This window comes from Chitinophaga costaii (assembly GCF_900094705.1).
GTDB classification, from domain to species: Bacteria; Bacteroidota; Bacteroidia; order Chitinophagales; family Chitinophagaceae; genus Chitinophaga; species Chitinophaga costaii.
In genome coordinates this window covers 163,613-187,268 of the sequence record NZ_FMAR01000009.1, presented here as the reverse complement: position 1 = coordinate 187,268, position 23,656 = coordinate 163,613, and the positions used below count along the sequence as shown (strand labels likewise).

The 23,656-nt window shown below is 49.2% G+C and carries 21 protein-coding genes; 11 read left to right on the top strand and 10 right to left on the bottom strand.

Going from position 1 to position 23,656, the window contains the following annotated elements; all coding sequences use genetic code 11:
- Positions 1-2 precede the first annotated feature (2 nt).
- From GA0116948_RS13795 to miaA, 4 genes are all read left to right on the top strand, one after another.
- Positions 3-575: an L-threonylcarbamoyladenylate synthase gene (locus tag GA0116948_RS13795; protein ID WP_089713230.1), complete on the top strand. Its 573-nt coding sequence runs from the start codon at positions 3-5 to the stop codon at positions 573-575.
- A 101-nt stretch (positions 576-676) separates the two neighbouring features.
- Positions 677-2,119 carry a CCA tRNA nucleotidyltransferase gene (locus GA0116948_RS13790; RefSeq protein ID WP_089713228.1) on the top strand — a complete coding sequence of 481 codons (1,443 nt, stop codon included), beginning with the start codon at positions 677-679 and terminating at the stop codon, positions 2,117-2,119.
- Positions 2,120-2,236: 117 nt separating this feature from the next.
- The gene (locus tag GA0116948_RS13785) at positions 2,237-2,818 is read left to right on the top strand and encodes an IS1096 element passenger TnpR family protein (protein ID WP_089713226.1); all 582 of its coding nucleotides are present in this window, start codon (positions 2,237-2,239) and stop codon (positions 2,816-2,818) included.
- 133 nt (positions 2,819-2,951) lie between these two features.
- Complete coding sequence (miaA, locus tag GA0116948_RS13780) at positions 2,952-3,857, top strand: tRNA (adenosine(37)-N6)-dimethylallyltransferase MiaA (protein ID WP_089713224.1); 906 nt, start codon at positions 2,952-2,954, stop codon at positions 3,855-3,857.
- 166 nt (positions 3,858-4,023) lie between these two features.
- On the opposite strand, the gene GA0116948_RS13775 is transcribed toward miaA, so the two are convergent.
- On the bottom strand, positions 4,024-5,592 hold the full coding sequence (locus GA0116948_RS13775) for an OmpP1/FadL family transporter (protein ID WP_089713222.1): 1,569 nt from the start codon (positions 5,590-5,592) through the stop codon (positions 4,024-4,026).
- Between the two features lie 95 nt (positions 5,593-5,687).
- The gene (locus GA0116948_RS13770; protein WP_089713220.1) at positions 5,688-6,518 is read right to left on the bottom strand and encodes a hypothetical protein; all 831 of its coding nucleotides are present in this window, start codon (positions 6,516-6,518) and stop codon (positions 5,688-5,690) included.
- A gap of 409 nt (positions 6,519-6,927) precedes the next feature.
- Between GA0116948_RS13770 and proS the strand changes: the two genes are divergently transcribed.
- The 3 genes from proS (at position 6,928) to GA0116948_RS13755 (ending at position 12,349) form a co-directional block, all read left to right on the top strand.
- Positions 6,928-8,403 carry a proline--tRNA ligase gene (gene proS, locus GA0116948_RS13765; protein WP_089713218.1) on the top strand — a complete coding sequence of 492 codons (1,476 nt, stop codon included), beginning with the start codon at positions 6,928-6,930 and terminating at the stop codon, positions 8,401-8,403.
- 263 nt (positions 8,404-8,666) lie between these two features.
- Complete coding sequence (locus tag GA0116948_RS13760) at positions 8,667-11,591, top strand: sensor histidine kinase (RefSeq protein ID WP_089713215.1); 2,925 nt, start codon at positions 8,667-8,669, stop codon at positions 11,589-11,591.
- The gene (locus tag GA0116948_RS13755) at positions 11,588-12,349 is read left to right on the top strand and encodes a LytR/AlgR family response regulator transcription factor (protein WP_089713214.1); all 762 of its coding nucleotides are present in this window, start codon (positions 11,588-11,590) and stop codon (positions 12,347-12,349) included. Before GA0116948_RS13760 ends, GA0116948_RS13755 begins: the two co-directional genes overlap by 4 nt.
- 133 nt (positions 12,350-12,482) lie before the next feature.
- Here GA0116948_RS13755 and GA0116948_RS13750 read toward each other — a convergent pair whose 3' ends face one another.
- Positions 12,483-14,021: a S1C family serine protease gene (locus tag GA0116948_RS13750; RefSeq protein ID WP_089713212.1), complete on the bottom strand. Its 1,539-nt coding sequence runs from the start codon at positions 14,019-14,021 to the stop codon at positions 12,483-12,485.
- Positions 14,022-14,308: 287 nt separating this feature from the next.
- The gene (locus GA0116948_RS13745) at positions 14,309-15,298 is read right to left on the bottom strand and encodes an acyl-CoA reductase (protein WP_089713210.1); all 990 of its coding nucleotides are present in this window, start codon (positions 15,296-15,298) and stop codon (positions 14,309-14,311) included.
- A gap of 93 nt (positions 15,299-15,391) precedes the next feature.
- On the opposite strand from GA0116948_RS13745, the gene GA0116948_RS13740 reads away from it, so the two are divergent.
- The 4 genes from GA0116948_RS13740 to GA0116948_RS13725 all read left to right on the top strand — a co-directional run bounded on the left by GA0116948_RS13740 (position 15,392) and on the right by GA0116948_RS13725 (position 18,148).
- On the top strand, positions 15,392-15,739 hold the full coding sequence (locus GA0116948_RS13740) for a 4Fe-4S dicluster domain-containing protein (protein WP_089713209.1): 348 nt from the start codon (positions 15,392-15,394) through the stop codon (positions 15,737-15,739).
- A gap of 193 nt (positions 15,740-15,932) precedes the next feature.
- Complete coding sequence (locus GA0116948_RS13735) at positions 15,933-16,922, top strand: D-alanine--D-alanine ligase (RefSeq protein ID WP_089713207.1); 990 nt, start codon at positions 15,933-15,935, stop codon at positions 16,920-16,922.
- Between the two features lie 38 nt (positions 16,923-16,960).
- Positions 16,961-17,755 carry a PASTA domain-containing protein gene (locus GA0116948_RS13730; RefSeq protein WP_089713206.1) on the top strand — a complete coding sequence of 265 codons (795 nt, stop codon included), beginning with the start codon at positions 16,961-16,963 and terminating at the stop codon, positions 17,753-17,755.
- An 84-nt stretch (positions 17,756-17,839) separates the two neighbouring features.
- Positions 17,840-18,148, top strand: coding sequence for a rhodanese-like domain-containing protein (locus tag GA0116948_RS13725; RefSeq protein WP_089713204.1), 309 nt, complete (start codon positions 17,840-17,842; stop codon positions 18,146-18,148).
- A 60-nt stretch (positions 18,149-18,208) separates the two neighbouring features.
- Here the strand turns inward: GA0116948_RS13725 and GA0116948_RS13720 are convergent, their stop codons facing one another.
- The 6 genes from GA0116948_RS13720 to GA0116948_RS13690 form a co-directional block, all read right to left on the bottom strand.
- Positions 18,209-18,547, bottom strand: coding sequence for a hypothetical protein (locus GA0116948_RS13720; protein ID WP_089713202.1), 339 nt, complete (start codon positions 18,545-18,547; stop codon positions 18,209-18,211).
- Between the two features lie 11 nt (positions 18,548-18,558).
- Positions 18,559-18,843, bottom strand: a complete 285-nt coding sequence (locus GA0116948_RS13715) for a hypothetical protein (protein WP_123891809.1) — start codon at positions 18,841-18,843, stop codon at positions 18,559-18,561.
- 72 nt (positions 18,844-18,915) lie between these two features.
- A complete protein-coding gene (locus GA0116948_RS13710; RefSeq protein ID WP_089713198.1) occupies positions 18,916-20,109 on the bottom strand; it encodes a hypothetical protein in 1,194 nt (397 codons plus the stop codon).
- A 38-nt stretch (positions 20,110-20,147) separates the two neighbouring features.
- Complete coding sequence (locus GA0116948_RS13705) at positions 20,148-20,969, bottom strand: type 1 glutamine amidotransferase (RefSeq protein WP_089713196.1); 822 nt, start codon at positions 20,967-20,969, stop codon at positions 20,148-20,150.
- 131 nt (positions 20,970-21,100) lie between these two features.
- Entirely contained in the window at positions 21,101-22,201 is a 1,101-nt protein-coding gene (locus GA0116948_RS13700; protein WP_089713194.1) for a carboxylate-amine ligase, read from the bottom strand.
- A gap of 241 nt (positions 22,202-22,442) precedes the next feature.
- The gene (locus tag GA0116948_RS13690) at positions 22,443-23,618 is read right to left on the bottom strand and encodes an ATP-grasp domain-containing protein (protein ID WP_089713190.1); all 1,176 of its coding nucleotides are present in this window, start codon (positions 23,616-23,618) and stop codon (positions 22,443-22,445) included.
- Positions 23,619-23,656 lie beyond the last annotated feature (38 nt).

Here is a 23,656-nt window from a genome sequence, read left to right as displayed (position 1 = left end):
GCGTGGAAATTTTTGATCAAGACCTCATCATCTCCCTGGCGGTGCTACGCTCCGGCGGCAATATTTTATATCCTACCGATACCATCTGGGGCCTGGGTTGCGACGCGACCAACGAAAAAGCAGTGCGTAAAATATTCGAGCTCAAACAGCGGCCCGTGCATAAAAGCATGGTCATACTGATGGCCGAAGTAAGATCTATTTTGCAGTACGTAGCCCATCCGCATCCAAACCTGGCCACTATCCTCGATGATTTTGATAGTCCTACCACGGTGATCTATGAAGGCGCCCTGAACCTGGCCCCCAGCGTCATCAATGAAGATGGGAGCGTGGCCATCCGCCTGGTAAAAGATCAGTTTTGCCGCCACCTTATAAAGCGCCTGCGCAAACCCATCGTTTCCACTTCTGCCAATTTGAGTGGGGAGCCTGCCCCCGTCAACTTTGCCGCAATATCACCCACCGTAAAAGCCGCGGCCACCTACATCGTGCGGCATCGCCAGTACGAAAAGCAGCCCGCTATGCCCTCCCGGATTGTTAAGATCCGGCCAGACGGCAGCCTGGAAATCATCCGGGAATAGCCGCAATGGCCCATCCTGGGCGCAGTTTCAGATTCCTGCATCCCTATGGCCAATTTCCTTACCTTTGCGGCTTTCTTTTCTAAAATAGTATTTTTGGAGTAATGACCATTCCCGGTAAATTCGACATCCCTTGTACACCGCAGGAGCGCGGAGTGCTTCATCATGTAGCCCTGGCTGCCGCAGAACTGGGCGTGCCGGCTTACGTGATTGGCGGCTTTGTGCGGGACAAACTTTTGGGCCGCAAAACTAAGGACATGGACATCGTCTGCGTGGGCGACGGTATAGCCCTGGCGCATAAAGTGGCCGAAAAACTCGGCGGTAATATCCCCGTGCATTTCTTCAAAACCTATGGCACCGCCCAGCTTAAATGGGAGGATATGGAAATGGAATTTGTAGGCGCCCGCCGGGAAAGCTACCGCGAAGACTCCCGCAACCCGGCAGTGGAAGCCGGCTCGCTGGAAGACGACCAGCTACGCCGCGACTTCACGATCAATGCCATGGCCATCAGCCTCAACCCCGCCGATTACGGTAACCTGGTAGATCCCTTCCAGGGCCGCCAGGATTTGGCAGACAAGATCATCCGCACCCCGCTAAACCCGGTGAAAACCTTTAGCGACGATCCCCTGCGGATGATGCGCGCCATCCGTTTTGCCGCCCAACTGGCCTTTACGATAGACCCCGTTGTATTTGCCGGCATACAGGAAAATGCCCACCGCATCCGCATCATCACCCAGGAACGCATTACCGATGAGCTGAATAAGATCATGCTCACGGTAAAACCCTCCATCGGGCTGGATCTGCTGTACAAAGCCGGATTGCTGAAACTTATTTTCCCCGCCATGACAGACCTGGTAGGCGTGGAAACCCAGGATGGGAAAGGGCATAAAGATAATTTCTATCACACCCTGCAGGTGATCGACAATATAAGCCTACACACCCGCGACCTCTGGCTGCGCTGGGCCGCCCTGCTGCACGACATTGGCAAACCTGCCACCAAACGCTTCGAAGAAGGACATGGGTGGACTTTCCACGGGCACGATGCCGTGGGCGGCAAAATGGTACCCCGCATTTTCGCCAAACTGAAGCTGCCGCAAAACGAAAAGATGCGTTTTGTGAAAAAACTGGTGGAGCTGCACTTGCGCCCCATTAGCCTCACCAAAGAGAATATAACGGATTCGGCTATACGCCGCCTCATCTTCGATACCGGGGAAGATATAGACGCGCTCATGACCCTGTGCGAAGCAGACATTACCTCCAAAAACAAACAAAAGGTAAAACGTTATTTAGAAAATTTTGAACTGGTACGCGAACGGCTTAAAGAAGTAGAGGAGAACGACCGTATCCGCAACTGGCAACCGCCGGTTACGGGGGAGATGATCATGGAAACGTTTGGCCTGCGCCCCTGCCGCCAGGTAGGCGATCTGAAAAATGCCATCCGCGAAGCCATCCTCGATGGCATCATTCCCAATACCTACGAAGCCGCCTACGCCTTCATGCTGGAAACAGCCAGCGCTATGAACCTGAAGCCGTTGCAACAGCCATAAGAATATTATTGAAATATCGGAGTATTGGCATAAAAATGGGTATTTTGCAAATAGCAGCCTGCCTGCTACCACAACACCTACCGATCAAATCACATAAAAAACATTAACGAAGCATATATGCCGGTTTTGAAATTCAGGGTCTATTGGGAAGAAGATGAAAGTGTATATAGAGATATTGTGATAAAGCCCGCCCAGTCATTTTTACAATTCCACCAGTCCATCCTGCAAGCATTCGAGTTTGATAGCAAGCACAACGCCACCTTTTTCCGTAGTAACGATAATTGGGCGCGGGGCCGGGAAATCATTTTTGAAAATGATAACGCACCACGCAAAGTAGCCCCCCTCCTGATGGTAGAAACGGCCATCGGACTGGAAGTGAAAACACCTAACCAGAAATTTATTTACGTTTACGATTTTGCCAAACACTGGACATTTCTGGTGGAACTGATCGCCGTATCCAAAGAGGAAGACGCCAAAAAAGTGTACCCCCTCCTGGTGCGCAAAGAAGGCCTGGCCCCCAGCCAATACGGCACTAAAGGCCTCGTAAACGATAAACTCGTGGAGATGGAAGAAAAATACGATCTCAATAGAGAAGGCCTGGACGAAGGCTTCGGGGAAGAAGGGGAAGAAAATGATACGGAGGAAGATACCGAAGACAGCGAAGATGCCCAGCAACAAGCAGGGCTGGACGATTTTTAATATACGCTCCGCGCAAAATAAATACCCGATCTCATTGGTAAAGGCCATACTATCCAAGGATACGATGGCCTTTACATTTTTTGCTACTACGCACCACGCACCTGTTGCCTAAAAATCGCAATATTTTTTTCGGATGAATACTGCCATCATCATTGCCGGTCCTACCGCAGCGGGCAAAACAAGCCTGGCCATCCGCCTGGCCCGGCATTTTGGTACCCGCATCATCTCTGCTGATTCGCGGCAATGCTACCGGGAAATTACGATTGGCACCGCCAAGCCCACCCCGGCGCAACTGGCCGCTGTGCCGCATTATTTTATTAATTCCCACAGCATCCGAGAGCAGGTGAGTGCCGGCATTTACGAACGCCTATCCCTGGGGTATGCAGCAGCAATATTTGCCAGCCACCCCGTGGCCATCATATGCGGCGGCACCGGTTTGTACCTGCGGGCCTTTGCTGAAGGCATCGATGAAATGCCCGCCATTCCCCCCCCCGTGCGGGAGGCCGTACGCCAGGCCTATGCCCAACATGGCCTGCCCTGGCTACAGGCCCAGCTGCAGCAGCGTGACCCAGCGTTTTACGCCACCGCGGAAACCGGTAACCCACACCGCCTCCTCCGTGCCCTGGAAGTGCTGGAAGCCACCGGCCATTCTATCAGCAGTTTCCGCACCTCCAGCCCCCACCCACGCGATTTCCGGATCATTAAAATTGGCGTTACCCTGCCCAAGCCGGAGCTGCACGCAAATATTCACCAGCGGGTAGACGAAATGATGGCGGAAGGCCTGGTGGAAGAGGTGCGCTCCGTATTGCCCTACCGCAGCCACAATGCCCTGCAAACGGTAGGATACCAGGAGCTATTCCAGTACCTGGACGGTACCCTTTCGCTACCCGAAGCCGTAGACCAGATTAAAACCCACACCCGCCAGTACGCCAAACGCCAGCTTACCTGGTTCGCCCGCGACCAGGACTACCACTGGTTTAATCCGCAGGAAGAGGAAAAAATTATAGCATTTATCACACAAGAATTAGATAAAGTATAGCCAGGACTAAATATTTTAACGCGCATTAACATTTACCTTCATCCTACCTTAAGCCTGGTCAATGGCTGGTTATCGTTAAACATACCAGCGAAGAATACACCCCCCAAAAAAAACACCTCCCGCCATCGCGAAAGGTGCTTTCCTATAAAATTTTATGGCTTATTATTTAAAACTTAAACCCAATCCCCAACGATACATTAGACGTATTGGCCTTGATCGATGCAGGAGCAGGAGTGGGGGTGTTTGGCTGGTCGCTGCCTACGGCATAGGGCTGGTCCAGCAGGTTTTGATTCATGTAAACATAGGTCAGGTCTGCATAAAAACCCTTGTTGCGGTAGCCTAAACCACCGCTGTAGAACTTGCGGCTGCCGTCCAATCCACCCGTGGCATAGGGGTTGCCGTAATAGGCAAAACCTGCACGGAAGGCCCAGATATCTATTTTGATTTCACCACCTGCGCGGATATTGGAGGCCGACTGGTAGCTGCTCTTGATGTCCGACTGCACAAGATTACTGGACTGGTTGTCGTCGCTCAGCCCATTTTTAAACTTCAGGCTGGAGGAGGCGTAGTCTTCATATTCATAATCCACCGTCAGGAAGCCGGAGGGTTTGCGGATGTTATTGTCTTTTGGCGTAAACACGTAAGCGGCGCTCACAATGCCTCTCCACGGTGTACGGATATTATAATGGCTTTCTACCGGGGCATTGTATTCATCTTCGTCCAGCGTACTGGCGGTGTAAGTGCCGGTGTTGTCGCTAGTGGTGTAGTTGCCATAATAGCTATCGTGCATAGATAACCACATGGGGGAGATGAAGGTCGCACCTACACGCAGGGCAGGAATGGGGCGGTAAATAACCCCTAGATTGGCCTGGAAGCCATTGCCCGTGGTATTCAGGTAGGTAGAAGACTCGTAATAATTCATGGTGTATCCCAGATACTGGTAGTGCTGGTCATTGGTTTCGCGGAATACCGAATTGCGTTCATACTCTATATGGGGCATATTCAGGCTACCGCCAATGTAAAACTTGTCAGCATAATTAGTCCCCAGCGCCAGGGAATAAATCTCGCTGCGGCCAGAGGTATAAATGGAATTCTCCTGCAGCACGCCCGCGCCGGCGGGATCATCGTAGGGCGAAATGGTGGTCCAGGTATGGAGCGGGTTGCCGGCATTATCGAAGTTGCCCGACAGGAATCCGGTTTTCACGGCCTCCAGCGGACCAAAAGCATATGCCCCGTCATACACCGAAGCCGTATCCACCCCGTTCAGGTTAGACACGTACTGGCTACCGATAGAGGAAGTGTTATTCCGCCCCCGGTAGTAAATATTTTGGTTAAAATTGGCCTGGCGGCTATAGCCCAGGCCCAGCGTAATGTTCTGCCACTTACTGTTGGGATTTCTTCTGGGGCTGGCTAGGATAAGCCCTACGCTGCCGATATTAAAATTGCCTTTATTGTCGGAGCCATTGGTATTCAGGTATGTACTTTTATTATTGGCCTGCTGAAAGTCAAGGCTGAAGGCCAATTCACTACTTTTGAAAAAGCCAACGCCGGCAGGGTTAGAAAAGATGGAAGAGTAGTCACCGCCAATAGAGCCGGTAGCACCGCCAATAGCCTGTGCGCGGGATGAACCGCCCGGATTAAGTTCACTGTAACGCAGCACATCCGTTTTGTCCTGGGCCTGGGCAGACATAAAAGCAATCCCTATTGCAAAGGTGAATGCAATTTTTTTAATCATTAGAGCAAGATTTTAAAGAGGAACGTAACATTTGGATAAAGGGCAAAAAAATACCCTGGTGAAATTGGGCCAGGGTACTTTTAAATTCGATAGTATTATCTTCTGCGGCCACCACCACTGAATCCACCACCACCACCGCTAAATCCGCTGGTGCGGGGTGCGGAGTAGGAGGGTTGGCTAAAGGAGCGGGTAGGCGCCTGGAAAGTAGGTTGAGAGAAGGAGCGGGTAGGACGGCTATAACCGGACTGCTCGCTGGAAGAAGGAGTAAATACCCGGCGGTTGTTGCTGACGCCAGTGTTATTGTTGGAAGGCACTACACCTGTTCTGGTACGGCCACCGGTGAACCCTCCATTATTAGTAAAACCATTACCCGCAGTAGGCGCACCGTTGGTACGGATACGGTTTACCGGGTTAGAGTAGTAGCCGCCATGACTGCCACCATAGTAACCTCCATGATAATAGCCACCACCGCCATAGTAGTAGGGATATCCATAGCCATAACCATAACCGTAGTAAGGACTATACCAGGGATAATAGAACGAACTGTATCCGAAGCCCAGGCCAAAACCAAGTCCCCACCCAAATCCGCTGTACGGATAGTAGGAGTAGTAAGGGCTGCCGTAGTAAGCACTGATCCCAACGGGGGCATAATAATAGTCGCTATAATTCCCACTTACATAACTGCCGGAGAACATGTTCATACGACGGCCATAATCGGAATCGTATTGAGAACCATCATCATAGGTTACGTAATTGCTACCATCGTCTGCAGTGGTGTTGGTACTTCCATTGTCCGTATTGCGGCTGGTAGTAGTAGCGCTGGGCGAATTATAAACATCGTCCGGCGTTTGCGTGGATTTGTAGGCGGAGGAGCAGCTACTTAAAACCAGCGTGGCTGCCACTACGCTATATAGTAAAAGTTTCATTTTTAAGTTATTTACCAATTAAAGTTAACAAAGATCTCCAAAAGTAAAAGTAGTCAAATTCTTAATATAATTTTCTGAATAATCTCACTTTTCCATTTACCTGATTTATATTCGCAATCCCATGGAATTTTAGACGTTTCCGTCTTATAAATAAGGTTGCAAAAAGCAAGCCATTGGGAGACTACTGCCACTTAGGCGGACCCTTTAATAGGGTAAAACGTTTGTAAACTAATTTTGTTACAACGTTTTATAAACGCAAAACATATTTTTGTAAATTTTATAGAAAAGCCCGCTGGCGATTCTTTTCAAATATCATTGCTTTTTAGACAGTCTAAACGGGCCTTCGTTTAATAATAATTGGAGTGCAGCCTGGAAAGATTTAATTATAGTTATCTAGTTATCAACAGTTATGAGCAAAGAAATTACGGCCCGTTCCGAAGATTATTCGCAGTGGTACAATGACCTGGTTTTAAAAGGTGGCCTGGCAGATTATTCTGCCGTAAAGGGCTGCATGGTGATCAAGCCCTATGGTTTTGGCCTTTGGGAAGGAATGCGGGATGTACTTGACAAAAAGTTTAAAGACACCGGTCACCAGAATGCCTATTTCCCGCTGTTTATACCGAAAAGCTTCCTGAGTAAAGAGGCTGCCCATATAGAAGGTTTTGCCAAGGAGTGCGCCGTAGTAACCCACTACCGCCTGAAAAATGATCCCAACGGCGGTGGCGTGATCGTAGATCCTGAAGCCAAATTGGAGGAAGAACTCATTGTGCGCCCCACTTCAGAAACCATTATCTGGAACACGTACAAAAGCTGGATACAGTCGCACCGCGATTTGCCCCTGCTCATAAATCAGTGGGCTAACGTGGTGCGCTGGGAAATGCGTACCCGCCTCTTCCTGCGTACAGCGGAGTTTCTCTGGCAAGAGGGTCATACGGCCCATGCCACTGCCCAGGAAGCGGTAGCCGAAACCCGGCAGATGCTGGATGTGTACGCCGATTTTGCGGAAAACTGGATGGCCATGCCCGTGATCAAAGGGGTGAAAACCCCCAACGAACGTTTTGCCGGCGCGGTAGATACCTATTGTATTGAAGCCCTCATGCAAGACGGAAAGGCCTTGCAGGCCGGTACCTCCCACTTCCTGGGCCAGAATTTTGCCAAGGCGTTCGACGTACAGTTTACCAATAAAGAAAATAAGTTGGAATATGTATGGGCTACCTCCTGGGGCGTATCCACCCGCCTGATCGGTGCCCTGGTAATGGCGCATAGCGACGACGACGGTCTTATACTGCCGCCCCGGATTGCCCCCCTCCAGGTAGTGATTGTACCCATTTACAAAAATGAAGAGCAGAAAGCCAGGATAGATGAGAAGGTGAATGCCCTCGTAGCCGAATTGAAACAGGCTGGCATCCGCGTGAAATATGACGACGCAGATCACGCCAGGCCAGGATGGAAATTTGCCGAGTACGAACTGAAAGGCGTACCCGTACGCATTGCCCTGGGTGCCCGCGACCTGGAAAATAATGTGGCCGAAGTAGCCCGCCGCGACAATAAAACCAAGGAAAGCCTTTCCCTGGACGGGCTTACCGGTGCCATCCAGTTACTGCTGGAAGATATTCAGCAGAACATGTACAATAAAGCTAAAACATACCGGGACGAACATATTACCCCTGTAGATACCTGGGAAGAATTTGTAGCTACCCTGGACGGTAAAGCAGGCTTCGTGGCCGCACACTGGGATGGTACGCCCGAAACGGAAGAGGCCATTAAAGAAAAAACAAAAGCCACCATCCGATGCATTCCGCTAAATAACCCACAGTCGCCCGGCCAATGCATCCTGACTGGTAAACCCTCCAAAGAGCGCGTACTCTTTGCCAGGGCGTATTAGAGAGATGGTGAAGTGTAATATTGTACAGGGTACCAGGTAGTACCTTGTACAATGTACTGTGTGAGGTTCCGGTATAGCCCCGTATGTATTTTGTACATTGAACAAGTATTAGAGGCAAATTGCGTTAATGTTGAACGGCAGAGGACTTCCCGCCACAATGGGCTGTAAGTAGGTACCAGCCGGCTCCGGATTACATCATACCTTGTACATTGTATAACATACATCGTACATGCACCCAGTACATTTTACTAACTTTAAAACTGATGCCGTTTAAGCGTTTTATAGGCCTTTGTATCTTCTTAATGGCTGGTCTGGTATCCCGTAGCTATGCGCAGGGAATACTGATCCGCAACTATAATGTGAAAGACGGTTTGGCCAATGCTACCGTGTATGGGGCCGTGCAGGATAAAGATGGCTTTATCTGGTTTGCCACGCCTACTGGTGTGAGTAAGTTCGACGGCAAGCGCTTTCGCAACTATGCCAAACACGATGGCCTTACAGACAATGATGTGCTGAAACTGGCCGCCGACAACCAGGGGCGCGTATGGTTTTTTACCGGCAGTACCAAACTTTCTTACTATAGCAATAACCTTGTCCACAACGAGCAAAACGATTCTTCGCTGTATTTCCCCATTAACCAAAATCCTATCCAATACGCATTCGACGATGGTACAGTAAATACCTGGTTTCTCAATGGCGGCGCACGGGTAATGCGTTACAACGGGCGCAATACCATTTACAGCTCGCCCGGGCAAACAGACCTTTTTTTCCTGCTGCGCAACGATACCATTTTCCACCCCCTGCAAGCTTCCTTTCAGCTTACTGGCTGGAATGATCCTAACAATCCTTTCCAGCAAATACAGCCTAACATCCTCAATTATACCCAGCCCGCCGGTTATGCCCTGGTACACCGAAAGCCTGCTATTGTGATCGGCAATAAATTATTTATTTACAACCATAATCAGGCATCCTGTTTTTTCAGTGGCAACGACTACGGCATTACAGATGATATACGCTCGTTGTACATAGACCGGGACAACCTTTGGATAGGCACCCAAAAGGCGCTGTATTATCTCAAAGATTATTTCCGGGGCGATACTAAACTAAGCCGCCTGCTGGACAATCACTACATCACTTCTATCCTGGGCGACCGCGATGGTAATTTCTGGATATCTACTTTTGGCGATGGGGTGTATAACATTCCCTTCAAAAACTTTTATTTCAATTACCTCGACAATACCAACGGGCTGGCTACCCACTCCATCTTCAGCATCTTCAAAGACCAGGCATCGGGAATGTTGCTCATTGGCCAGAACGCTGGCTACCTCAATACCCTGGACCGCAATGGCAAGATCAGTCAATATGGCCTTAGTGGCAGCTTGGGAGGACGTAATAGTATTATCAGTATGCTGCCTTATGGCAAGGATGTACTGATTGGGATGGACAATGGAATTTATACCTTTAACCTGGCCAAACAAAAGCCCGAGCTGTTGCGCAATGTCAGCCGGTTGAAGGATATCGATGTATCGCCCGGTGGCAAGATCCGGGTGGCGGCAGAAGATCAACTCATTACGCTAGACGATGATATACCACCGGTACTTTCTGCCGGGGGCATTACCTCCGTGGCCTGTATAGACGACAGCACCTATTATGTAGGCACCAATACCGGTTTGTATTTCGGCACCGATTGGGATAGCCAGTTACTGAGCCGCTGGACCGACCCCCGCCTGAAACAAAGCATACGCCATCTAAAAAATATTAACGGAGATCTTTGGATAGGTACTGCAGACCAGGGGCTGTATGTACTGCACCACGATTCGGTAGTAAGCCACATCTCTATGCGCCAGGACCTGGCCAGCGATATTTGCCAACAGCTTTATTACGATGAGCGCGGGCATCTATTCGTCGCTACAGACCGGGGCGTGTCGGAGATAGACGTAGCCTCGCGCAAGATCATGCGCAAATTTACTTCCAACGATGGCCTAAACTCTGATGATATCCGCGACGTGTTTTTACAAGACAGCATGTTGTACATCGCCACTTCCAACGGGCTTTGTTATTTTCGCGATAAGCAACTGCCGGTAGATACTACGCCGCCTACAGTATACCTTTCCACCATCCGTTATGCTGATGTGAGTTATACGGCCAGTGCCAAAACCTTTACCCATCTTTTCAAAAGCAAAAGTTCTTTCGAGGTGGAATTTGGCGCCATTGCCTTTGACCTGCCCGACCTGGTAGAATACCAATATAATTTCTCGGCAGACAGTACCGATTGGATCAGTACTAAATCCAATATCATTCCTTATCCCGACCTGCAGCCGGGGCATTACGAACTGGTGATCCGCGCGCGCAAGTACAATGGGGCCTGGAGCAAACCAGTAAGCCTGGATATCAATATTTTGCCTCGCTGGTACCAGCAGTGGTGGGCCAGGGGCATCCTGGTGCTGTTAGGCATCCTGCTCATTGGGTTTTTCCTGCGCTACATTATCCGTAGGGTTAAACAAAGTGAAACCCGCAAAACGGAATATAACCGCAAGATCGCTGAGCTGGAAGCTAAGGCGCTGACCAACCAGATGAACCCGCACTTTATCTTTAATTCCCTGAACTCGGTGCAACATCTTATCCTGGAAAAAGAGGAAAAACAAGCCCTGAACTTCCTGGCAGACTTTGCCACGCTTATGCGGCAAATGCTGAATAATTCCCGCAAATCCTATATTTCGCTGGAAGATGAAATAGCCTTCCTGACCCGCTACATTGAGCTGGAGAAGATGCGGTTTGCCAATGCCTTTACCTATCATTTTAATTTGCAACCCACGCTGAAAGAGTTTACCGTATACATTCCGCCCATGATCATACAGCCTATCCTGGAGAACGCTATTAAACACGGACTGGCGCCCAAAACCAAAGCCGGTTACCTGGAGATACGCCTGGAATTGGTGGATGATATGTTATACGTATCGGTAGATGATGACGGTATTGGCTGGGAAAAGGCCAACAGCCTGAAGTCTGGCAGGTTAATCAAACACGAATCCACCGCGCTGAGTGTAATAAGAGACCGGTTGCAGATTATTAAATCTTTTAATGGAAATGTTGGAAAGTTGGAAATAATTGATAAATTTAAATCTGGTTTGGGCTCAAGAGAAGGCACCCTTGTCGAGATTCTCATCCCAATTGTAAAGATGTTATGAGTAATATTAAAGCTGCCATTGTAGACGATGAAGTCCGCAACATACATATTCTGAGAAATATCCTCGAAAATTACTGTAAGGATGTTACAGTAGTAGGAGAGGCACAGAATATTCATGACGCGGCGGAAATGATCAAGAACAACCCCATTGATGTATTATTCCTGGATATCGAAATGCCCCCGCACAACGGCTTCCAGTTGCTGGAAATGTTTCCGGTACTCAATTTTGAGGTGATCTTCATTACCGCCTTTCAGGAATATGCGTTACAGGCTATTAAATTCGCTGCATTAGACTATCTGCTCAAACCCATTAAGGTGAGTGAGGTGGAGGATGCTTTGGAAAAAGTGAAGAAAAGCAAAAAAGGCCGACTCAACGAACTGGCCTCTATCCTCAAAGATTACGTAAAAAATAACGATAACGCTTTCTCCAAAATTGTAATCCCCGTAAACGATGGTTATAACGTCATCGATCTGAAAGATATTATCTACTGCGAGGCATTCGACAGCTATACCAAAATACAACTGATCAACAACGTTTCCCACCTCATTTCCAAATCGCTCAAAGAATACGAGGAAATGCTCTCCGACAAAGGGTTTTACCGCGTGCACAAGTCTTTTCTTATCAATATTCACCACATCGTGAAAATCATTAAAGGCCTGGGAACTTCTGTAATTATGAGCGACCAGAAAAATATTCCAATCTCCAGCCGCAAAAAAGACGAGTTCTTTAGCCAGCTAAAAGGTGTGATCAATCTCTAGCATTTAATTTTACAAAAAATATAAACCATAAGCCTGGGTCGCGCCCGGGCTTTTTTGTGCAGGTGTAATGCCTTCTCATAAAAAAAGCGCACCAGGAAATGCCGGTGCGCTTTCAATAAACCTTTACTTTTTTTTACAACGCTAACCCACTGCCGGTGCTAATGTTGTAATAATATACGCCATCGGTATCGGGATAAATGCCCTGTAGTTTTACGTTGGGCGTTTTTTCCAGTACGCTTTGCAGTTGTTCTACGGTGGTCACATTCGTAACGCCTGCCTTCAGGATAACGAATCCTTCCTTCATATTGGTCTGCTGTTTTATAAGGCCGCTGCCAATACCATTTACCAGCACCCCACCAGCAATACCCAGGGAGGCGGCGTCCTTGCGGTCCAGTGTGCGGAGGTCGGCCCCCATTTTATCCAGGATCGTTTCTTTTACAATGTTGGTATTGCCATTAATGTTCTTCAGCTCTACGGTGCGGGTTACTTCCTTGTTGTTGTGCAGGAAGGTAATGCTGATCTTGTCGCCAGGTTTAAAACGGGCAATCTGCTCCGTCATGGTAGGACTGGATGGCGTAGCAACGCCATTCACTTTGGTGATTACATCGCTCTTTTGGATGCCAGCTGCGGCTGCGGCACTGTTGGGTATTACCCCGCTCACCACTACGCCTTCCACATCTCGGGAGATGCCGGCACTGGCCAGTTGGTCATCGCTTAGCATGGACATGCGGGCCGGGTCAAAGTATTGAACACCCAGGTAGGCACGCTGAACATTGCCGTATTTCAGCAGGTCATTTACTACTTTTTTTACCAGGTTCACCGGTATCGCATAAGAATATCCTGCATAAGAACCGGTGGGAGAGGCAATGGCGGAGTTAATACCTACCAGCTCGCCGTTGGTATTAATGAGCGCGCCTCCGCTATTGCCCTGGTTTACCGCAGCATCGGTCTGGATAAAAGACTCGATCGCCGAATTGCGGCCCCCGCTGCGATTAATACCAATGCTGCGGGCCTTGGCACTTACGATGCCCGCCGTAACCGTGGTTTCCAGGTTCAGGGGGTAGCCAATGGCCAGTACCCACTGGCCTATCTGTACATCATCAGAATTGCCGTAGAGTACATAGGGCAGGTGAGCGGCATTTATTTTAATAAGGGCCAGGTCGGTGCCGGGGTCGGCCCCCACCACTTTGGCTTTATAAGTCTTGTAATCATTGAGTGTTACATTGATCTCGTCGGCACCTTCTACTACGTGGTTATTGGTCACGATATAGCCATCGTCAGAAATCATTACACCGGAACCGCTGGCCATTTGGCCGGGGGTGTAGTAACGGCCTCCATTTTCTTCCTCACCTCCATAATCATCCCCGAAAAGGTCCTGGAGAATGCTGCGGCTGCGCTGGAGGTTGTTGCTGATCTGACGGGGATTGGTCTTAGTCTTGATATGCACCACTCCTGGGGCTGCAACACGGGCCGCTTCGGTGAAGTCTGCTGGACCACTGCCCATTGTTTTAGTGCCAGGCATGTAGCTGGTGTAATTTACCGGAATGTTTTGGGAGCCGTTCTGGAACTTGCCCAGCACACGGGGTTGCAGGTATTTGCTGTACACAAATACGCTGGCCAGCGCAGTAACTGCACTGATGAGAATAGTTGCCGCTATTTGCTTCAATTTCATATGATAAATGGGTTTTTAATTTAAAGTAAGGGGATCAATTTACATGCCTTGGCATACAAATTTAATAGCTGTGCTGAATGCTATAACGTAATACCCGCCTACTTTAACACATTTTTAGGTCAAACGTTAAAAATAAGTACAAAATATTATATAATTATGATATATGTTTGATTGGAACGGGTGACATTTCATCAGCTGCCAGTGACAAAAATGGAGAAAAATGACAAAAACGCAAATGGCCACCGAAATAGGCAGCCATTCACCAAAGCATATATTGTCAAAAAAAATTATAATCCTGACAAAAAGGCCATAGTATCTACCCCGTCTGCATAGTCATCTAATTGGGGGTGCTGGGCAGCCCCAAATGGGGTATAGCCTTCCCCCACCACGCATTGCAGGTCTTCATTGACCGCCAGCAACGCCTGTAGTACGGTGGGGTCGTCGTAATATTGGTAATGTAGGACGCTCACTGCGGAGAACACACTTTCCTGCTCTTGTAGCAGGAGGGAACCACTACTCATATAAGGCGTGTTATTGAGCAGTAGCAGCGCCAGATTATAATCGTAATTGTTTTTGTATTTATGCAGCTCGCTCAGGTCGTTAAAGCGCTGGAGCGACTGGATCAGTGGCTCAAAGTGGTAGCCGCGTGGTACATAGATCTTAGTAACGTTGCGGCAGCCCAGGCCAAAATATTGGAGTATATCGTCGGAGAGCAGCTCTAGCTCCTGTACCGTTTCACGGCCCGTGAGTACGGCCACGGAAGTGCGGTTGCGGCGGATGATGTGGGGGTACCTGCCAAAGTAATAATGGAAATACCGCGAAGAATTATTGCTACCGGTGGCAATGTATGCGTCGCAGTCTTTCAGCATCTCCGCCACGGTAGTCTGGCCGGCCAGCGTAGGATACCATTCCTCCATTTTACTTAGGATATGGGGCAGCAGGATATTGTCTTTAGCCGACAGTTTAATGCGCACCCGGTGGCCGCTCACAAAGCCGCAGAGCCAGTCGTGGAAACTCACCAGCGGAATATTCCCTGCAGCCACGATGCCCACCGTTTTTGGGGTCTTCGTTTCCGGGTAAGGTGCCAGCCAGGGCTCCAGTTTATGGGCCTGGAGAAAATATCGGCAGATGTTTTGTATAGCAAGGTTGGTGAAAGCTGGCGTGAACCAGCCGTTGGCTTGTCCTGCGCGAATTTTAACTGCTTGCAACTCCGTATCGTCGCTGGCCAGGTATTGGCCCAGGTGTACGAGGGCGGCTATTTTTTGTGATCGGTCCATTAAACGTGTTAAAAATTCAATTTTTTTAAAGAGAGATATTCTATTTTTGTTGCAAAATTATGGCTTACTACCTTAAACAAAAAAGTTTATATCATGGCAATTAAGATAACCGATGAATGCATAAATTGTGGTGCTTGTGAACCAGAATGCCCGAATAATGCAATTTATGAAGGTGGCGTAGAGTGGGCCATTGCAGATGGAACCAGCGTAAAAGGCGCTTTTACTCTTATGGACGGCTCTACCATAGATGCTAGCCAACGCAATGCCCCTATCGCAGTAGATTCTTATTATATCGTTCCCAATAAATGTACTGAATGCCAGGGCTTTCATGAAGAACCCCAGTGTGCAGCCGTTTGCCCGGTAGATTGCTGCGTACCCGATGAAATGTACGTAGAAACCGTAGAAGGCCTGCTGGAAAAGAAAGCACACCTGCATATTTAACCACTGTATTTTTAGGAAGCATCGTATGAGAGGTCCGGCCACTGCGCCGGACCTTGTTTTATATAGTAGGGCAAGGTGGGCGTGCTGCCTGTTGTTTTGTTTAGTACATGTTATAAACCAGCCATGTATATGCCAAACAGTACTTGTATATTGTACCTGAAATTAAATTAACTTTACCCGCTCATAAAGGGATATGAAAAAGATTGCAATCGTAGCCGGTGGTTATTCCGGCGAATATGAAATTTCCATACAAAGCGCGGCTACCATTGCCAAACAACTGGATGCTACCCGGTACCAGCCTTATACTATCGTTATCGGCCATCGTAACTGGGCTTATACCGCCCCGGATGGTAAGGTGTATGAAGTGGATAAGAACGATTTTTCCCTCCCACTGCCCACGGGTAAGGTTACCTTTGACGCTGTGTTCATCGGCATTCACGGCACGCCTGGAGAAGATGGCCGCTTACAAGGCTATTTCGATATGCTGGGTATTCCTTACACCGGCAGCGGTAGTGTGTCTTCCGCTATTACTTTTAACAAGGCTTATTGTAATAAAATTGTGCGCGACCTGGGCATTGTACACATTGCCAAATCGGTACACGCCCTGTATGATCAACCCGAAACCTGGGCCAACTTACTGGATGTACTGCACCTCCCGGTATTTGTAAAACCGGCAGAAGGCGGCAGCAGCGTAGGCATGTCTAAAGTAAAAACGGCGGAAGAACTGCCCGCAGCACTGGAAAAGGCTTTCCGGGAGGATAAGCAGGTGCTGGTAGAAGAATTTGTAAAAGGCCGGGAGCTTACTATAGGCCTGTACCGGGGGGCAGACGGCGTGCTGCATCCGTTGCCCATCACCGAAATCGTTACCACCAAAGAATTTTTTGATTACGAGGCCAAATATACCCCTGGCAAATCCCAGGAAATCACCCCCGCCCAAACCTCCGCAGCGGTAACCTCCCTGGTGCAGCGCACGGCGATGGCTTTGTATAATAAACTCAATTGTAAAGGTATTGTGCGCGTAGACTTTATTTATGAAACGCACAGCGATCAATTATTTTTCCTGGAGATCAATACCATGCCAGGCCAATCAGAAAACAGCATTGTGCCGCAACAGGTGCGGGCCGCCGGTCTTACGCTGACCGAATTTTACGGCATAGTATTGGAAGCGTGCATGAAAAAATAAAACAGGTTTCATTTCATTACTCACCATAAGACTTTGCCGTGTTTGAATTTATTACCAAACGCTCTTTTTTTATTAACGTATTGGCCGCTATTGTGCTGATCGTTGTGTTGGGGGCTATTTTCTTTGCCACTTTGGGCATCATTACGCATCATGGCAAAACTATTACGGTGCCGGATATCCGGGGTAAAAACGTAAAGGAGGCCACCGAAATCCTGGGCAAAGCTGGTTTTGAAGCCACCGTACGCGATTCTATCTATGCCGATACCATCCCGGCCCTGTCTGTATACGACCAGGCCCCGGAAGGTGGTGCGGTGGAAAAAGTAGGCCGTACTGTGTATCTCACCATCAATAAAACGATCGCTCCCATGGTGCAGATGCCTGAATTGGTAGGCCTCACCTTTCGCAGTGCGCAGATGACGCTGGAAAGCCGCCGGCTTAAAGTGGGCGATACCAGCTACCAGCCAGATTTTGCCACCAATACCGTATTGAAACAGGTGCTGGGCGGCAAGCCCGTGAAAGCAGGTACAGAAGTGCCGGAAGGCAGTGCTATCTCCCTGGTACTGAGCAGCGGTACGGGCAATACGGAAAATCCTGTTCCAGACCTTACCGGCCTTAGTTTTGCAGAAGCCCGCGACGCCCTTACCGCCAGCAACCTGGGAATTGGTACCGTGCTGACCATGGGCGAGATATCCGATACTGCTGCGGCCTTTGTGGTGCGCCAGTCGCCCACCCGGGTAAATGCCCAGGGCGATATCAATACCGTGCGAGCCGGCGAAACCATTGATCTGTGGCTGAGCGCTGTGAAACCCAGCGCAGACAGTGTGCATCCCTGATGAAAAAATCTAACAAGCGGCTCTTATTGCAGGTGATGCAAAATGCTTACATTCGATGTCTGAAAATTGTTAAAAAGAACCACTATGCAAAATATTACTGCTGAAGAGCTGAAGGCCCGCCTTGATAATGGCGAAATCTTGCACATTATAGATGTGCGCGAACCGCATGAACACGAAGATTTCAACATTGGTGGCCTGCTGCTCCCTCTGGGCGATATCCGATCCTTGCAAACAGACCCGATTGATGATCTGAAGGAAGAAGAAGTAATCGTGTATTGCCGCAGCGGTAACCGCAGCGGACAAGCTTGCATGGTACTAGACAGCCTGGGTTTTACCAATACCAAAAACCTGGTAGGGGGTATGCTTAACTGGGAATCTGTGTACGGTCGCTAAAATTCGTTTATAGGATGCTGAAAGGGTGCCAGGGTCAAATTGCCCGGCGCCTTTTTTTATTTAGCGGAGGCAGACTAACAGACAGAGAAAAACAAAGGGAAACGCCGCCACCCCGAGGGCCAGCCAACAGGCGGTGTTGAATAGCAAAGATGTTGGGTACCGGAAGTATTTATTAAGAAAGCCATTGATCAGCCATATCAATACGATCATGTTTAGCAGGAAGATCAGGTCAAAGGTGAAGGATAAAGCCAGGTGCAGGTGATCGGCAAAGCTGCTGGGTGCCGCGTGTTGAGGGCCGCCCCAGCTCCATGTTACAAGGGCCAGCAGTACCTCCAGGGCCAGGTAACTCAGCAGGATTTTATGAACCGTTTTAACAGCAGGGAAGGAGAGGGTTTTCACGGGCGGTATTTTTAGGAGAGGATACGCAGCAGAAACAGCATCAGTACAGTGGGTAGCAACATGCAGAAAATAGCAAGCATGAAGCAGGTGCGGAAGGTGGGTACGTCTATCATCTTGCGCACTCGCAGTATTACAAATACACCAGCCAGCGATACACCCAAGATAGAAAAGACGGAGACGAAGGTTTCCCCAAGACCCCAATAAGACTGGTTGTAGCTGATGAACAGAAAATAACATACCACCAGCAGGGCTATCTCCAATAAGAAGTAGTAACCCATTATTCTTTTATAGTTCATGCCCGTATCAACTAAAATTCGCTGCGCAATATACTGTATTCTGCTTTTTAGTCAAAGCTGCATGCAGTAGTATCAGCGTTCAAAAAAACCGGCGCTACCGCCTACCCAGTTGTCTTGCGCGTTAAAATTTACCCCGATCATAGCGCTTTTACTAAGGCGCACCAAGCTATGAACCAGCGTGGGCCTGGGGTCGGCGTCGGGCCAGGCATACATAAGCCGCACCTCACATTTGGCAGGGCCGGTGGGGGTTTCTACGGCAGGGGCGTACTCTACTTTGCGCTGCAATATCCATTGCGTAGGATTTTCGATGGAGGCGATGTGCGCCGGTGTTACGTTAATGATAACACCCTGGCCGGCGTAGCTGAAAAGCGGTTTCAATACATAGTTTTCCAGGTCGGTGGGCAGGGTGGTTACCGTGTGCAGAAAACGGCTTTCCGGGATGTAAGTATGGTACAGCAGGGGCAGCGTGTATTTGCTGATGCGGTAAAACCAGTTGGGATGCGGTGCCCATGTTACGTCCAGCGGGCCAAAAAGATCGGGAATATGACCCAGGTTGAATTTTTGTTTTTCAAGGTCTTCAAAAATTACGCGGTTGTAGATGCGTTTCACCTGGGTTTTCACACCATCGCGCAGGTAAAATAAGGACCTGCCTTCCTGGATAAGATCCGATACGCATACGGGGCGGATACCTAACTGATTTTCAGTAGCATAGAAATCCACCAGCGTTTTTTGTTGCAGGGGTTGTACTTCCAGTAATATTACGTGTTCCGGAGCATGTCCGGCCAGGAAAGTATGTTGTAGAAAATCATAATAACGGCGCTGGTCCCAGCCGGCAGGGAAATTATCTGTGCTGGCAGGTATATCAAAATGGCGGCGAAACTGCCGGCCCAGTAGTTCCTGGAAAGCAAAGAGGCTGGGAAAGCCCTGTAATTCTATCAGCTGTGGTTCCAGCATACCCTGTTGGTTCTGGCATACGGCAAAATCAATGATCACGCAGTGGGCATGATCGTTTTCATTGGCCACCCGCAAATCCGCCGGGATAGCGGCTTCGGTGCGTTCTTTAAAATCCGGCTGAAGGATTACGTCAATGATATGATTGGCGGCATCCAGCATTTTTTCGCGTAGTATGGTGGGGATGAATACCGGCGTTTCGGCCACGCGGAAGGGCGGTGTGGTGCGGCCTTCCGCCGCGATGTCCGCTAAAAAGGCTGCGTATTTTGCGGCGGTAAACTGTGCATTATAAGCGGTTCTATATGGCGGGATCATGGGCGTGGTTTATAAGGGGTGAAGAAGATGCAATATCTTTAGCTTATGCTCTCCTGGGCAAATACTTCGTCCAGGAAGGCCGGGATAAAGTGATCGTGGGTGAACATGATCTTGTCTGGATCATTCAGCTGTTCTATCATGCTTTCATATTTTTCGGCACCGTGTTCTTTCACTACCTGCCAGCGCTTTTCGGGTTGCAGCAAGTGTTTGCGCATACCGGCGGCATCGGCTTCTGGATGAAACTGGGTACCCAGGAAATGCTCGTTAAAGCGAATGGCCATGGTGGCGCGTTCCAGTTGCACGTGGGGACGATCCTTTTCCAGTGCCAGCACTTGTGCGCCGTGCGCCGTCAGTTGTGCCGCATTGATCTCCACCACCTGCCAACTGCGGCTGTCTACAATATAAAATGGATCGGGCAGGGATTGGAAGATAGGCGCTGCCTGCCCGGCTGCCGTTTTATGTACGGGAAATACGCCAAAGGCCGGAGAACGGCGCAGGCATACTTTGCCCAGGTTCCAGCGCCGGCATAGCAACTGGAAAGAGTGGCAGATGGCCAGCATTTTCTTAGGTATAGCAGCGGTTTCATTGTAGGTTAGCAGCGCATCTACCAGGGCAAAATATTTTTGCTCCCACTCACTGCCTTCGCTGTCCAGGGGGCTACCCGGGCCTCCAGTGGATATATACAGGTCAAAAGAAAGGTCTGCCATTTCATGGCGTGTGCGCACCTCAAATTCCTGTGTTTCCAGGCGAATGCCCTGCCGTGTTCCATATTGTTGTAATACCTCACGGATACAGCGCATGCCTTCATTGGCCACGCCCTCATACATGTCTAAAATTGCTACACGTTTTACACTACTCATATGTTAAATTATACCGGGTGGCCGGTACAAAAGCAAGGTGGTGCGATGCGGCATCCAGCCTTAATTGTACGCAACGGTTTGTTCCCGGTTTTATACTTTATTCATTTTCCGTACGGGTACCTTACTCCCTTTTAAAACGGCTCTAAAAATTTTGCCTGGATAAGATCTACCACATCAATTAAGCTTCCGTTGCGGTTATAGGTGGCCAGTTGCGCATCGGCGCCAGTGCCTTGTGCCAGGATGTTGCGAGTATTTTCTACAATAGCACGGCTGCCCAGGTCGTCTACCACATCGTCAATAAAATCCAGCAGTTCATAAATGAGGGCGCGGGCATTCACTTCCATTTCTTTGCCAAAGTCTATCAGGTTGCCATCCAGTCCGTAACGGGAGGCCCTCCACTTGTTTTCGTTTACCAGCGCGCGGTTGTAGATAATAAAGTTCAGGTTTTGCATGCGCAGCTTGTAAATTTTGGCGCATACAGCCTGGAATAGTGCGGTGAGGGTAATGGTTTCCCGTATGGTAAGCGGTACATCGCAGATGCGGAATTCAATGGTATCGAAGAAAGGATGTACGCGGAGGTCCCACCAGATTTTCTTGGCATTGTCAATACAGTTGGTTTTGATCAGCAACTTAATGTAGTTGTCGTATTCTTCAATGCTTTCGAAATAGTCGGGAATGCCGGTGCGGGGAAATTTATCGAATACTTTGGTGCGGAAAGATTTGAAGCCGGTGTTGCGGCCTTCCCAGAAGGGGCTGTTTGTACTCAGTGCAAATACATGTGGCAGAAAATAACGCACGGAATTGGCAATGTGCAGGGCCATTTTCCGGCTTTCCATGCCCACGTGTACGTGCAGTCCGAAGATCAGGTTAGAGCGGGCGGCGTCCTGCATTTCATTTACAATTTCGAAATAGCGGGGATGGTCGGTGATCAGTTGTTTCTCCCATTTCGAAAAGGGGTGAGTGCCGCTGGCGCCAATGCCGAAGCCCAGATCGCCTGCAATATGGGCAATGGTATGGCGCAGCAGGGTAATGTCTTTGAGGGCTTCTTCAATGTTGGCGCAAATGTGAGTGCCTACTTCCACTACGGCCTGGTGCATTTCGGCTTTTACCTGGTCTTTGATGATCTTGTGGGCATGTTCCACGATAGCCTGCTCGTGAGAGCGTAGCTCGCGGGTGTGTGGGTCCAGTACCATATATTCTTCCTCTATGCCGAGGGTGAAATTTTTAGACATGTTGCTTAGATGAATTTCCAATAATCAATTCTCAACATCAATGCATACAGCGGGTGCGGAACTGGAATTTCGTGGTGCAAAGTACGTTGATCGGGTGGCATTTTCCAAGCAACAGTTTTCCTGGGAACCAACACTGCGCACAGCGGGTGAGGTACAACAAAAGAACCGGTGTAATGCGCTTACCCCACGTACCATAGCAAAACGGAAACTGCCATGCAGGTATGCCCCGTTTTAAAACCGGTTACTTTTTCTTTTTAGGGGGAGTGGCCGATTTGGCCGGTTTTTCTGCTGGAGTAGCTGCCGCTTTTTTGGCAGTGGTAGTAGTTTTCTTTGGGGCCGCTGCTTTTTTGCCCGGTTTGGCCGGCAGTTCCACAGCCTCTATGGGCTTGTCTTCCGAATGTTTAGCAGAGGGGGTAGCGCCATTAGCCCCGGCTGTTTTTAAGGGGCCTTTGGCGGGGGCTTCAGTAGCCAATGGGGTGCGGCCCACGGCATCGCGCAGGTAGTGACCCCAGGTCAGGTTGTCCTGTCCGGGCTTCTGGGCCTTGGCGCGGGCAATGGCATATTGGGCCACCGTTTCCACTACCCAATCGAAATTTTCCTGGCCAACGGAATGCACATCCGCATCCGGTGCGGGGTTGCAGAAGTCAATGGCGTAGGGAATACCATTGCGTACCGCAAACTCTACGGTATTAAAATCGTACCCAAGGTATTGATTGAGTTTAATAGCGTATTCCTCTATTTTGGCCAGCAGTGCAGCGTCTACATCATAATTAGCATTGTAGCGTTGGGCGGGCTCGTTGCGCGGGTCGTAGTGCATAATGCGTACATATTCTCCCCCAATCACGTATACGCGGAAATAACTATCGTAGATAATTTCTTCCTGTAGCATCATGACGAGCTGGCCGGTTTCTTTATGTTTATCGTAAAAGTCTTGTTGGTCCCAGAGCTTGTACACATTGCGCCAGCCACCGCCGGCAAAGGGTTTCATATATGCGGGAAAACCCACGTATTTAAAAATATGATCCCAGTTAAAAGGATATACCAGGTTGCGGAACGATTCGTGTTTGGTATCCACAGGCAGCTCAAAAGAGGGCAGCAGGGCGGTTTTGGGAATGGGTACGCCCAGTTTTATGGCCAGGGCGTTGTTAAAGAATTTTTCATCGGCGCTCCACCAGAATGGATTATTGATGACCGCCGCTCCACTCAGGGCGGCGTTTTTGAGGAAGGAGCGGTAAAACGGTACATCCTGTGAAATGCGGTCTATAATCACCGCATAACCTGCATCCTCACCCTGGATGACGCGGTCTATCTGCACCAGTTCCGCCGTGATGCCGGTGGCATGTTTACTATTGATCTTCTCCACCAGCGCCTGGGGGAAAGTGTTTTCCTGTCCGAAGAGGATACCGATTTTTTTCATGAGCTGAATTTAAATCCATTAAAGTGACATAAAGGAAT